We start from the raw sequence: 13,519 nt of genomic DNA, 5'->3' as shown, positions 1-13,519 counted from the left end.
CTTAATACCACAGCTACCCGTATTATGCGGCAACATGCATAACGGAGGGTCTCTGCGGCTCAGGTTCGGCAGTGTAATGCATTCATTATACTGGAGATATCCCGAGGGATCAAAAAAGGATTGTCCCACCCCACCAACAGAGGGTGACCAGACCTGCGTAGCTTGGGGAACAGTTCCTTGCAGGCTGTTGATTACTGGCAGTAACCGTGATAGACTTACTTAGTTTAAGCCAAGGAACCGCCGGGAGCGGCGGAAGCGACAGGAGCGAAATTGTAGTGTCAACGAACATATCTGCAAGTGTTGAACCGATATATATTTATACGTATGCCCATTCGCCGGATGAGACCTCATTATGCGGGATGGAGCTACGCTGCCTGTTCGGCAGGGAGATCCCTCCGGCTATATTCGCAAGCGGGGTAGAGGCGGATGTCAGCCGCAGTCCTTTTATCAAAGAGCGGATAGATGTGATGTACGAAGGGGACACGCTCCCGGAGATCTACAAGCAGACAGAGCAGGTAGAACTGGGGGGGCGGAGCTTCAAGGTTATTTTTGTGAAGACTAATGATCTGGCTCCTGAGAAAAAAATAGAATACGGTGAGCGCAGAGTGATTGAGCGGGAAATCGGCCTGCGGATTGAGGGAGAGGCGGATGTGAACCATCCGGAGCTGGTGTACGGGATTGTGACGCTCGGCGGACGCTGGTACTTCGGCCCTTATCATAAGAACAATGCAACCTGGTTTCGGCAGATGCACAAGCCCCGAAGCTACTCCATAGCGCTCAGCACACGGGTAGCCCGGGCAGCGGTCAATATGGCGGTTCCGCGCATACCCGGTGTGAAGCTGATCGATCCCTGCTGCGGAATTGGCACAGTAATGGTGGAAGCTCTGTCGATGGGAATCGATGTCGTCGGCCGTGATATTAACCCGCTCATAGCGGCAGGTGCACGGACGAACATCGCTCATTTCGGCTTCGAGAGTGTTGTTACGCTCGGGGATATCGCAGATATTGAGGAGCATTACGATGCAGCGATCGTGGATATGCCTTATAATCTGTATTCACGGATTACCCCCGAAGAGCAGTTTGCGATTCTTAGTCATACGCGGCGGATTGCGGACAGAGTGGTCATTGTGGCGATTGAGGCGGTGGATGAGATGATTGCGGCGGCCGGTTTTACAATTGTAGACCGTTGTGTGGCACGAAAGGGTTCGTTCTCCCGTCATCTGATGCTGTGTGAGTAGAGCGTCTGGAAGAAATAGCGTAACTAAATCCGAGTGAAGGCGGTGTGCTTATGGAACCGAAATGGTTAACCTGGGCCAAAGAAATTCAAGGGATTGCCCAGACCGGACTGACGTATGCCAAGGATGTATTTGATATTGAGCGTTATCAGGCACTGCGCGAGCTGAGCGTGGATATTCTGGCGAACTATACGTATGAGAGCAAGGAGCGCATCCGGCTCTCCTTCGCGGGCGAAGGCGGGTATAGCACACCTAAGGTGGATATCCGGGGAGTTATTTTCAAGGATGATAAAATTCTGCTCGTACACGAGAAGCTCGACGGAAAATGGGCGCTGCCCGGAGGGTGGGCCGATATCGGCCTGTCACCAAGTGAGGTGGCTGTCAAAGAAATTGCCGAGGAATCCGGCTACCAGGCAGAAGCGGTCCGTCTGCTTGCTGTAATGGATAAAAAGTTCCATCAGCATCCGCCGGAGCCATACCATACCTATAAAATGTTCATTCTGTGCAGAATAACCGGCGGGGAGGCGGCGGGTGGTGTGGAGACGAGCGGTGTTGGATTTTTTGCCGAGGATGCATTGCCCGAATTGTCTGAAGAACGCAACACGGCAGAGCAGCTGCGCACTATGTTCCAATATTTACATCATCCCGAAAAAGAAGTAATATTGGACTAAAGCACTGCATAGAATAGATAACCAAGAGTGTATATAAGTTTTAGTAATACAGTTTTTGGTTAATATTATTTATGTAAGCCTTTACAATGATTATCCGCTGAGCCTTTATATCTAAAAAATTTATCGAAAACATCTCTTTTTGGGCCTGGCGGTCTACATTTTTTCCTCTGCTTTGACGATAAGAATTTTAGGAGGGGATCGCATGGAACAAGAAGAGCTAAGACTTCCGCTTGCGCAGGAGGGAATGACCCGGCCTACAGAGGGCAATATCGCCACGGGCCTGGTATGGGGTGTCCTGATCAGTATTCCCTTATGGATCTCGTTGATCGGCTGGATAATGGGCATCTGGAAATTCTAAGACCCGCCCGCAGCAATAGCTAAGTCCCACAACTACTAACTGCACATATACAATGAAGGCTGCCTCTTCGAAGTGAAGAAGCAGCCTTTTTAGATTGATTTACGATTCGTTGTTAATATGCACCAGCTGGAAGCTCTCGCAGACCACCCTCATCTCCGGGTCAAAGGGCTTACCCTCACGCTCCAGCTCTCTGGTGAAGAACACTTCATGCTCGTAGCGCCAGGATTCTAGGCTGCGGTCATCTTCTCCTTCGGAGTAGGCAAATTCAGCGGTTACCTCAGCGAACGGAACGACCTCCACCTTCGTTGTTTCTATGATCGCCCGCGGCTGACCTGTGCTGTCCAGCAGGACGGATAATCCGCCTGTAAAAGGCATGCTCAGCCCCTGAGCCTTAATCAGCTCATAATTCTGCGCGGTTCCTGTCTTGATTCCTCTCAGCACCAGATCCAGCAGCTCGTCTGCCAGCCGGGGATTGTCGCCGAACGCCCAGGCGCTGTCGAATTTGTCCGCCGCTTCCGGATGCTCCGCCAGATAACTCTCCCAATATTTCGCAATTTCCGGGGTTAATGTCATTACGGTCACCTCTATCTTAGATTTAGTATTTAGTCTGTCACAAAACAAATTCACATCTCCGCTTCGCTTAACCAGCCGCTATACAGGTCATCGAGCTTCTGCTGCGCAGCATCTCTCATTCCTTGCAGCTCTGCCAGCTTCTCTGCATTGCTCGACATTCGCGGATCAAGCATCTCCGTATCGATAAGAGCAAGCTGTGCTTCTGCTGCGGCAATGTCCTGCTCCCACGAAGCCGCCGGACGCGGCTTGCGGTTCGGACTGGCAGGGCCGGAGGGAGAACCCCCGGTATTCCTGCGGCGAGAGGAAGCGGATTCCGTATCCGAACCTGCTGAGGCAGGGGATTGGTCTGCCCGCCCGTTTACAGAACGGGGCTTACCGGTGCTGCCCCCGGAAGGTTCCGGCTGCGTGACCTCCTGCCGCTGGACGGCTTCGGCCTGCTTTTCTTTATAGTACTCGTAGTTGCCCGGGAAGGAGGAGAAGCGTCCGCCGTCAATATGCCAGAGCTTGCCGAAGCAGCGGTTGATGAAATAACGGTCATGGGATACCGCCAGCACGGTGCCGGGGAACTCCTCCAGCGCTTCCTCGAGCGCCTCGCGGGAATCGATATCCAGATGGTTGGTCGGCTCATCCAGAATCAGCAGGTTCGGCCTCTTGTGCATCAGGACCGCGAAGCGCAGCCGGGTCCATTCTCCTCCAGAGAGGTTGTTGATGCTTTTGAAGACATCGCTGCCGTAGAAAAGGAAGCGGGCCAGCTGGCCGCGGGCTTCGCCTTCTTCAAGTCCGGCTTCCTCGCGGAAATACCGCAGCACGGAGTGGCCGCCCTCCTCCGGCACAGCTTCCTGGGCCAGATAACCGACGACAGCTCTGGAAGCAAGCGTACAGCTCCCGTTGTCTGGTGTCTCCTGGCCGAGGATGATCTTCAGCAGGGTGCTTTTGCCTGCTCCGTTGCCGCCGATCAGTGCGGTGGTCTCGCCGTATCTCAGAATATCGCTGGCGGCCGAGAAGAGCCTGCGCTCCCCGTAAGACTTGCTGATCCGGTCCAGGATGACGACCTGGTTGCCGGTCCGGTCCTCCTGCTGGAGCTGCAGATCCATGGACCTCCGCTCCAGAATCGGGCGTTTGACCTTGACCATCCGGTCCAGCGCCTTCTGCATGGACGCCGCACGGCGGTGGAAGGAAGGGTTCGGCGGATTGGAGCGGTTGCCCCATTCAATCAGCCTTTTGATACTCTCCTGCATCTGCTTGATCTTCTTCTGCTGCTCCTGGTAGTCAGCGAATTGCTGAAGGAGCCGGGCTTCCTTCTCCACCTGATAGCCGCTGTAGTTCGTATGGAAGGTGAAAGCCTCCCCGTCTTCAAGCTCGATGACCTTCTTCACCACGGCATCCAGGAAATAACGGTCATGGGAGATCGCCAGCACCGTGCCGTCATAGCTCTGGAGGAATTGCTCCAGCCACTCGATAGCCTCCATGTCCAGATGGTTGGTCGGCTCATCGAGCAGCAGGATGTCGGGACGGCGCAGCAGCAGCTCGGCCAGCCCTACCTTGGTCTTCTCTCCGCCCGAGAGGGAAGAGAAGCGGCGGTCATACTGCTCCGTTCCAATCCCCAGCCCTGAGGCTACACGTTGGATCGAGGCTTCGAGCTCATAGCCGCCTGCGGCCTCGAACTTCTCCTGTAGGGTGCCGTATTCCTTAAGCAGCCGGTTCCAGGCCTGCTCGTTGTCACCCGCACCGGAGGAAGACATCTCCTGCTCCAGCTCCCGCAGGCGGCGCTGCCAGCCGAGCTGCTCCGCGAAGCTGCGCTGGAGGACGGCATAGACCGTGTCGCTCTCGTTCACCTCCTGAATCTGGGCAAGCAGGCCGATGACGCTGCCCCGGCGGATGGAGAGCTGTCCTTGGTCCGGGCGTTCTTCCCCGCTGAGCAAGTGGAAGAGGGTGGTTTTGCCGCAGCCGTTGCGGCCGATCAGGCCGATTTTTTCGCCTTGGCGGATATCGAAGGTGACATCGCTCAGAACGAGCTGGGCACCGTGGTATTTTTGGATATTTTGACATGAGATAATCATCGTTAGGCTCCTTTGATTAGAATGCTCTTTGCTCTGCCGCTTCAATTTATCCGAAATATCCGTTTAAAAGCACATAAAAAGGCCGCAGGGAAATTTCCCCACGGCCTGAGAATTCTTCGGGTTAAGACATCCGTTGAAGTGTAGGCGAGAAAGGCATTTCACAATGTTGTAGTGTTATTAAATTCTTGTAAATGGACAGACTTCTCCCGTTGTCCGATTTCACATGAACGATGCCCGCCATAATATTAATCAGCCGGCTGCTAACACTGTTGGTCCGATTGTGATCCATTCTCCTACACCTCCTTTTTGATAAATTTAAAGCTAGTGTAACCAAAAATCCCGAAATAAGCAAGGGAGAAATGTTCTCTCCAGACATAAAAGCATGGTTCTGCAAGTAGTATGAAGTGTGGCGAAGGGGCGTTGCCCTTATAACGGCTGCGGAAAAGAGGAGCGCTATGACGATTTTTAACGGATTGCTGGGCAATGCGACCCAGGTTGAGCTGGGAGAGGTGCAGCGGGAATACGGACGGATTCTGGCTCCGAATGAAAAGATTGAGCGCGCCTATAAGCTGGTCCGGGACATGTTTATTTTTACAGACAAGCGGCTGATTCTTGTAGACAAGCAGGGGATGACCGGCAAAAAAACCGAATACCACTCTGTTCCTTACAAAAGCATCACCCATTACTCCGTGGAGACGGCGGGGCATTTCGACCTGGATGCGGAGCTGTGCCTATATATCTCGGGCGCGGGGCTGCCGCTGAAGAAAACCTTCAACAAATCGGTGGATATCTATGAAGTGCAGGCTGTGCTGTCGCAATATATCCTGAAGTGAGGGGGGCGCACAGACAGGGCGTATTAAGGCTGTAGCCTGCTGCAGCTCCATATAACAGACGGACAGAATGGATGCCGGGCCTGCTTCTATTCTTAAATTTGTGCATGGCTCACAAAATAAGCGGCAGCAAATGTACGGTCCTAAGGAAGCCGTTGACAGGGGCTCCGGGCCTGCTGTTAAATGACACTAACTTAAGCGGCAGGGAAGGAGGCAGAACATGGGGAGAGGACCGGTGACCGGAACGAAAACAATGGTGGTCAGCCCGCACTATCTGGCCTCGGCAGCGGGCGCGGAAGTTTTGGCCAAAGGCGGCAACGCCTATGATGCGGCCGTTGCAGTCAGCGCGGCGCTGGCTGTGGTCTATCCGCATATGACCGGGCTCGGCGGAGACGCCTTCTGGCTTGGGTACAGCGCCAGTGAAGGGCGCGTACGGGCTTATAACGGCAGCGGACGCTCTGGCTACGCCGTCCGCCGGGACTGCTATGCCGGGGAGGAGGCCATTCCCCGGCGGGGTGTGCGCAGCGCCATTACGGTGCCCGGAATGGCGGATAGCTGGGAGGCCGTCCAACGGGAGTATGGACGGCTGACCCTGGCCGAGGTGCTGGAGCCGGCTATCGGCTACAGCGCCGGGGGCTTTCCGTTGTCGCCGGACCAGCATGGCGGCAGCGTACTGGCCGGAGCCGCGCTGTCGCCTGAAGCGGCGGCGGTGTATCTTCCCGGCGGCCGGATTCCGGCGGCGGGAGAGCGGTTTGTGCAGCGGCAGCTGGCCGGGGCGCTGCGGGTACTTGCGGCGGGAGGCCGGGATGCTTTTTATAAAGGGAGCATTGCGAAAGAGATCTGTGATCACATGCAGGCTTCCGGCGGGTACCTGACCCGCGAGGATTTCGCGGACCATAAGGGAAGCTGGGAAGAGCCGCTCCAGACGCACTATCATGGGCATACCGTCTATCAGGTTCCGCCGAACTCGCAGGGCTTCACCGCGCTCATGGCGCTTAATATCCTGGAGCATTATAACTTCGCAGAGATCAGGCATGGCTCCTATGAGTATTATCATCTGCTGGTGGAGGCGCTGAAGCTGAGCTTCCGTGACCGTGACCAGGTGCTCACTGACCCGTCCTTTAGCAGCATTCCGCTGGACCGTCTGCTGAGTAAGTCCTATGCGGCACAACTCGCGGCGGCAATTTGTCCCCATAAGGCGATTGCTCTAAGCAGCGAACCGGTTGGAAGGGATACAGCTTACGCAGCGGTGGTGGATGAAGAGGGGAATGCAGTCTCGTTCATCCAGAGTCTGTATTTCGAATTCGGGTCGGGGGTTGTGGCTGGGAATACGGGGATTCTGCTTCAGAACCGCGGGTCCTTCTTCTCGCTCGATCCCGCCCATGTCAATACGCTGGAGCCGCACAAGCGCACCTTCCACACGCTGATGCCGGCGATGGCCTGCCGGGACGGGAAACCGGCTTATCTCTATGGCACGCAGGGCGGTGAAGGACAGCCGCAGACGCAGACCCTGCTGCTCACACGCATGCTTCATTACGGGATGGACCCGCAGACTGCGGTGAGTGAACCGCGCTTTGTCTGGGGCAGAACCTGGGGGGAGCCGACTCAGGAGCTGCGGATCGAGAACCGGGTAGCGGAAGCCGTACGGGCAGAGCTGGCGGAGGCGGGGCATCTGGTCCGTGAGGCAGAGAGCTATGACGGGGTGATGGGGCACGCCCATGCTATCTCGATTGATGGCAACGGCTACCGCAGTGGGGGGACTGACCCTCGCTCTGATGGAGCTGCTATCGGGTGGTAGAGGGAATGAATTCGTGGCAGGGAGATTGGGAGATTGGGAGATTGGGGGGACAGGAAGACTAATAGAGCATCAGATTTCAGCTTGTGAGAATTACTTTAACTAATCGCTTACTGAAGGTTTGCCGCGCCCTGATCAGGGTGTAAAGGGGATGCTTAAGGAAGGCTTAATTGCAATCTGTACAACTAAATCCTCGAATGTGCCGCCGAATCTCCGTTTAGATGTATTTCGTGCAATTAAAATACCTTTCTACTTGGATTTTCACCCATTCGGGCAGATTTAGTTGTACAGAGTGCAGTTAGAAGAGGAAACTCCTTCTTTTCACTGTGTTTAGGTGTACGGAATACAACTATCGCCGAATGCTCGGCTTAAACGCAGCTTCATCCCTTAATTACTCTACTAGAAGAGGAGAAGGTAGAGTAATTAAGGAGATAAGGATAGAATAATCCGGCTGGTCCGGGAGGGAGAGGGTGGGGCAGTATGGTTCTTGATAATCGGCACGGTGCATTCCGGGTCCCGGAGCTGGAGATTCCAGGCAGCGGGCACGGGACATTGCACGGCCTGGCCTTCACAGTAAAAGATGTCTTCGCAGTGGCCGGGCACCGCTCTTCCGCCGGTAACCCGGACTGGCTGCGCAGCCATGAACCGGCGGACTCCCATGCGACTGTTGTTCGCAGGCTGCTGGAAGCCGGAGCTATGCTGCGGGGAGCTGCCCATACAGATGAGCTGATGTACAGCCTTGGCGGAGAGAACTATCATTACGGTACGCCGGTGAATCCGCATGGGGAGAACCGGATTCCCGGCGGCTCGTCCAGCGGGTCGGCGGTAGCGGTGGCCTCGGGAAGTGTGGATTTTGCCCTTGGGACGGATACAGGCGGCTCAATCCGGGTTCCATCCGCTTATTGCGGTGTGTTCGGTTATCGTCCATCGCATGGAGCGGTATCCTTGGAGGGGGTGATTCCGCTGGCCCCGGCTTTTGACACGGTGGGCTGGATCGCGGGAAGCGCGGAGCTGCTGCTGAAGACGGGGCGCGTTCTACTCGGGTCTGCGAACAGCTGCGTGGTTGCCCAGGGCGGAGAGAGTAGGAAGAAGGAGGGTGTACTACTCGGGTCTGTGGACAGAGGCGAAGATGCCTGTAGTGGGGAGAACAGGAAGAAGGCGGGCGATCTGCTCGGGTCTGCGAACAGCGGCGTAGTTGCCCAGGGCATGGAGAATAGTATGGAGCAGAGCGGTGGTGAGAAGGTAGACGAGTCTGCCGGTGATCTTCGAATGTCCCGGATGTTCATCCCGCCGGAAGGCTGGGCGCTTGTGGAGCAGGACTGTGCAGACTACCTGAGGCGTGGGCTGGACAAGCTGCAAGCAGGCGCTTCGCTACAGGCTGCTGAAGCCGTGGTTGCCCCTGAAGGCTTGAAGACTTGGATGGACGCCTTCCGCGAGCTGCAGGGTGCCGAGATCTGGGCAACCCATGGAGAGTGGATCGGGCGGGAGCAGCCGGTCTTCGGGCCGGATATTGCCGCCCGGTTCGCTTGGGCGGCGGGGCTGGCCGGGGCGGATCACAGCCCCGCCGCTATGCTGCGCAGCCGGATCACTCAGCGGCTGCGGGCGCTTCTCGGGAAGGACGGCTGTCTCGTCCTTCCGACCGTGCCGGGTCCGGCCCCGCTGCGCGGCGCAGGACCCGGGCAACTGGAGCGTAGCCGCAGCAGCGCGATGATGCTCAGCTGCCTGGCCGGACTGGCCGGGCTGCCGCAGGTTACGCTGCCGGTGCCCGGCCCCGGCGGACTCCCGCTGGGACTGTCCGTCATCGGCGGGCACGGACAAGATCTCCGGCTCCTGTCCTGGATACAGGAGGTATGGAAGTAGGAAATCATAGTCCGGGTTCTCTGAACGAAGAGAACCCGGACTATTTATTGACCGAATGTATGCGGAAAACAGCATACAATGTGCCGGTACTGGGGGAGCGGGCCAAATGTAATCGAAAAACCGTTCACATTCAGCGCTGTGGGCGCGTGAACTAAATGTAATCGGAAAACCGATCACATTCGGAGTTGCGTAGGTGCGTGAACTAAATGTAATCGAAAAACCGATCACATCGGGCGGCGCGAGGGCTGACGGAGCGATTGTAATCGGAAAACCGATCACATTCGGAGTTGCGTAGGCGCGTGAACCAAATGTAATCGGAAAACCGATTACATCGGGCGGCGCGAGGGCTGACGGAGCGATTGTAATCGAAAAACCGATCACATTCGGAGTTGCGTAGGCGCGTGAACCAAATGTAATCGGAAAACCGATCACATCTCCACAGCCCCCTAAAGAAGTTGGAGTCCTCCCCCACAAAAATGTAGACTAGAAACAGGAGGAGGATGAACGGTATGGGACACTTAACAGGAACAAGAGAGAAAGCCGCGCAAGAGGTGTTGTCTGGCATTAAGGCAGCGGTGGTTGCCCGAAAGTATGGGGTGACCCCATCGACGGTGAATCAGTGGGTGAGAGATTACCGCGAAGCCCATGGGGAACAAGAGCATCCGTATCCCCAGGAGCAGGTGGAGGAATTGAAGCGCCTCCTGGACGTGGAGCAGAAATACGAGAAGGCGGTCAGGATCCTCGGCGAAAAGGAGCTAGAGATCGAAATTCTGCGTGAACTGCTAAAAAAGCCAACCCCTGCTTATCCGAAAAAATCGAGGTAGCCGACATGTTCATTAAGCAGGGGAATACCGCAGCGTTGGTACTCCGTCTCGTGGGGCTCGCAGAGTCTACGTATTACGACCGTAAGAAACGCAAGAAGCAGGAGGCACAGGCCGTACCTCAGGGACGCGGAAGACCCGTACCCGGCTACTCCCTGATCGAGTCTGGAGAGAAGATTAGCGACGAGGAAATCCAGGAATGGCTGCTGGAATTAATCGCTGGAGAAGAGCATGTGTACGGATACAAACTGCTGGCCAAGTGCTTGTGGAACCAGCGCGGGCTGAGGCTCAATCACAAGAAAAGCTACCGGCTGTGCCAGGCGCTGGATATCCTGCAGCCGCAGCGCCACAAACGCTTTAAGCATCCCCGGAAGCTGCCGGAGAACCGGGTCATTACCGGAGCAGGCCAGCTCTGGCAGATGGACATTAAGTATGGGTACGTGGCGGGCCGGGACCGGCATTTCTTTGTCCTGAGTATTATCGATGTGTTTACCCGTGTCATCGTCGGCTACCACCGCGGAGCGTCATGTGAGGCCAAGCACGCCTGCCAGACGCTGGGACGCGCCATGGAACAACACTGCGCCCCTGGCAGCGCACGCCCGGTGATCCGCACCGACAACGGCCCACAGTTCGTCAGCCACCTGTTTGGCGACATGTGTGAGAGCTGGGAAATGACCCATGAACGCATTCCGCCTCGAACGCCAGATTTAAATGCTTTTATTGAATCGTTCCACAGCAATATCGACCGGGATTTGTTCCGAAAAGAGGCCTTCGACACCTTCGAAGAGGCCTATGAAGCCGTGGACCGGTACATGGACTTTTACAACAATCGCAGAATGCATACGAGCCTTCGGAACATGCCGCCAGCTACCTTTGCGGAGTGGGTCCTGACTCTAGAAGACCGCTCCCGCTTCTTCTGGCCGAGAGAAAAAGCGAAATAAAGAGCATAGCTACGACAAGTACCGATTTGATACGGAGGACTCCGGGATAAGGGGGTCGCACCGACATTCGGAGTTGCGTAGGTGCGTGAACTAAATGTAATCGAAAAACCGATCACATCGGGCGGCGCGAGGGCTGACGGAGCGATTGTAATCGGAAAACCGATCACATTCGGAGTTGCGTAGGCGCGTGAATCAAATGTAATCGGAAAACCGATTACATCGGGCGGCGCGAGGGCTGACGGAGCGAATGTAATCGGAAAACCGATCACATTCGGAGTTGCGTAGGCGCGTGAACCAAATGTAATCGGAAAACCGATCACATTCGGAGTTGCGTAGGCGCGTGAACCAAATGTAATCGGAAAACCGATCACATTCGGAGTTGCGTAGGCGCGTGAATCAAATGTAATCGGAAAACCGATTACATTGGGCGGCGCGAGGGCTGACGGAGCGAATGTAATCGGAAAACCGATTACATTCGGTGGCACGAGGGCTACCGGGTTGGTTACATTGGGCCGGTGCGGGGGTGAGTGGTCGGATGTATGCGGAAAACAGCATACATCCGGCAGCTGCGAAGATACGTGCACCGTAGGCAGCTCCATAGGAGCAAATGAGTGTTACTACCACTCAAAATGTGATGTTACCTAACACATATAAGCCTAATTCTAACTTTTCTCTTTCCAACAGCGGTCATTTTATCTATAATGTTACATAAAGTAACATATGAATCGAATGAACCTATTATGAAGGTAGAGAAGGAGGAGGGGCTATGCATCTTACAGTGGAAGAAGCGTTGTCCATTTATCCTTTATCCGAAGCGAAGCTGATTGCCGGGTCCAAGGGGAAGCACAGGATTGTGAAATCGATCAATGTCATGGATGCTCCCGATATCTCGGACTGGATCAAGGAAGGGGAAATGCTGCTGACCACAGCCTATCTGATCAAGGACAGCCCGGAGGAGGCCTCGGCATTGCTGCAGATGCTGAACCGGCGCGGGTCAGCAGGGCTGGGCATTAAGCTGGGCCGGTTCTGGGAGGCTGTGCCGCCGCCCTTGATTGCGGAAGCGGAGCAGCTGAATTTCCCGCTGATTGAACTGCCGTTCCAGTTCACCTTCTCCGACCAGATGAACGGCTTATTCCGCGCGGAGCTGTCGCGCAGCGTGGGCACCCTGCAGAGCATGATGGAGAAGCAGCGGCTCCTGATGCGTCTTGCCTTGCGTTCCGGCCGCAGCCGTCCGCTGCTGGACACCGTCTCGGAGATTATCGGGTATCGCTTGGCTGTAATCAGCAACCGGGGCACGGTAGTGTTCAACAACTCGGGGTATACGGAGAGTGAGCAACTGGAAGGTTGGCCCTGGCCGCCACGCAATCAGCGCTTCCGTCTCGGCGAAGGCACCGGCTACCGGCTTCCGCTGCTGCAGGCCGGGAAATGCCTGGGTTACCTTCATTATTGCGATATTGATCCCTTGCTGCTGCCCGTGGAGGAAAGTCTGTTCGTCCAGGGGGCAGAGCTGATTTCTTATCATATGCATACTGGGCTGGAAGATTATTTCGAGCAGGCTGGGCACCGGGAATTCAGCGGGCTGCTGCGGCGGTTCCTGAATGACGGGCTGAAATATGCTGAGCTGGCGCAGGCGGCGCTCCGGCTGGAGATTACGCTGCTTGAGGCCCCGTTCCAACTGCTGCTTACCGATGTGGCTGCTGCGGGAGAAGCCCGGCAGATAGAGCTGCTGCGGCTGAAGGAGGAGTATTCGGAGCATCCGGTGCTGCATGGCCAGCAGGCGGTCCACTTTCTGGTGGAGGAGGGACTGGTGTCGCTGTATCCGGCCGGGCCGCATCAGCCCGAGGAGTTCCGGGCACTGATTCAGGAATGCTTCGACAGCCTGAAGTTCGATAGAGGGTATTATCCGCAGGCTGCTGTAAGCAGCGTGAAGCTGAAGCCGGAGGGGCTGAAGGAAGCTTTTGCCGAGATTAAGGAATGTATGGGGATGGCCCGGCAATGGGGCGCACACGGAAATGTGGTGCATTACCGCCAGCTGGAGCTTGATCTGCTGCTGAGCAAGATTCCGGCGGAGACCATGGAGCGTTACTACAACGGCAGTCTGCGGGGACTGCTTAGCCGGGAACCGGAATATGTTAAGGAGATGCTCCACACGCTGGAGGTCTACCTGGAGAATGATGGCCATGTGAACGAGACGGCCAAGAAGCTGTTCATTCACCGCAATACGGCCACTTACCGGATTGAGAAGCTCAGTGAGCTGCTGGATGTCGATTTCAAAAAAATCAATGATCTCATGAAGCTGAAGCTGGTCTTCCTGTTCCGCAGAATGCTGGAGCGCGAATAACAGCCGTCCATGAGCAGATTGCCAAAAAAAGGAG

11 protein-coding genes are annotated in these 13,519 nt (G+C 55.8%); 9 read left to right on the top strand and 2 right to left on the bottom strand.

Annotated features, from left to right (window positions below):
* The first annotated feature begins 275 nt into the window (after positions 1-275).
* The 3 genes from NSU18_RS12585 (at position 276) to NSU18_RS12575 (ending at position 2,264) form a co-directional block, all read left to right on the top strand.
* Entirely contained in the window at positions 276-1,238 is a 963-nt protein-coding gene (locus NSU18_RS12585) for a TRM11 family SAM-dependent methyltransferase (RefSeq protein ID WP_445321799.1), read from the top strand.
* 50 nt (positions 1,239-1,288) lie between these two features.
* Complete coding sequence (locus NSU18_RS12580) at positions 1,289-1,906, top strand: NUDIX hydrolase (RefSeq protein WP_341149173.1); 618 nt, start codon at positions 1,289-1,291, stop codon at positions 1,904-1,906.
* Between the two features lie 202 nt (positions 1,907-2,108).
* The gene (locus tag NSU18_RS12575) at positions 2,109-2,264 is read left to right on the top strand and encodes a hypothetical protein (RefSeq protein ID WP_341023390.1); all 156 of its coding nucleotides are present in this window, start codon (positions 2,109-2,111) and stop codon (positions 2,262-2,264) included.
* A 99-nt stretch (positions 2,265-2,363) separates the two neighbouring features.
* On the opposite strand, the gene NSU18_RS12570 is transcribed toward NSU18_RS12575, so the two are convergent.
* The gene (locus NSU18_RS12570; RefSeq protein ID WP_341019404.1) at positions 2,364-2,837 is read right to left on the bottom strand and encodes an ASCH domain-containing protein; all 474 of its coding nucleotides are present in this window, start codon (positions 2,835-2,837) and stop codon (positions 2,364-2,366) included.
* 50 nt (positions 2,838-2,887) lie between these two features.
* Entirely contained in the window at positions 2,888-4,897 is a 2,010-nt protein-coding gene (gene abc-f / locus NSU18_RS12565; RefSeq protein ID WP_341149172.1) for a ribosomal protection-like ABC-F family protein, read from the bottom strand.
* Positions 4,898-5,352: 455 nt separating this feature from the next.
* On the opposite strand from abc-f, the gene NSU18_RS12560 reads away from it, so the two are divergent.
* From NSU18_RS12560 to NSU18_RS12535, 6 genes are all read left to right on the top strand, one after another.
* A complete protein-coding gene (locus NSU18_RS12560; RefSeq protein ID WP_341149171.1) occupies positions 5,353-5,730 on the top strand; it encodes a PH domain-containing protein in 378 nt (125 codons plus the stop codon).
* 217 nt (positions 5,731-5,947) lie between these two features.
* Positions 5,948-7,525 carry a gamma-glutamyltransferase gene (gene ggt / locus NSU18_RS12555; RefSeq protein ID WP_341149170.1) on the top strand — a complete coding sequence of 526 codons (1,578 nt, stop codon included), beginning with the start codon at positions 5,948-5,950 and terminating at the stop codon, positions 7,523-7,525.
* A gap of 477 nt (positions 7,526-8,002) precedes the next feature.
* Positions 8,003-9,382 carry an amidase family protein gene (locus NSU18_RS12550; RefSeq protein WP_341149169.1) on the top strand — a complete coding sequence of 460 codons (1,380 nt, stop codon included), beginning with the start codon at positions 8,003-8,005 and terminating at the stop codon, positions 9,380-9,382.
* A 509-nt stretch (positions 9,383-9,891) separates the two neighbouring features.
* Positions 9,892-10,206: a helix-turn-helix domain-containing protein gene (locus NSU18_RS12545; RefSeq protein WP_341147862.1), complete on the top strand. Its 315-nt coding sequence runs from the start codon at positions 9,892-9,894 to the stop codon at positions 10,204-10,206.
* Positions 10,207-10,211: 5 nt separating this feature from the next.
* Positions 10,212-11,144 (top strand): IS3 family transposase, encoded by a 933-nt coding sequence (locus tag NSU18_RS12540; protein ID WP_341149168.1) that lies wholly within the window; start codon positions 10,212-10,214, stop codon positions 11,142-11,144.
* 766 nt (positions 11,145-11,910) lie between these two features.
* Complete coding sequence (locus tag NSU18_RS12535) at positions 11,911-13,485, top strand: PucR family transcriptional regulator (RefSeq protein ID WP_341149167.1); 1,575 nt, start codon at positions 11,911-11,913, stop codon at positions 13,483-13,485.
* Positions 13,486-13,519 lie beyond the last annotated feature (34 nt).

The organism is Paenibacillus sp. FSL H8-0048, assembly GCF_038002825.1.
Lineage (GTDB): Bacteria > Bacillota > Bacilli > Paenibacillales > Paenibacillaceae > Paenibacillus_AQ.
Note: the sequence above shows the minus strand (reverse complement) of the source record. Positions and strands in the feature narration are given on the sequence as shown.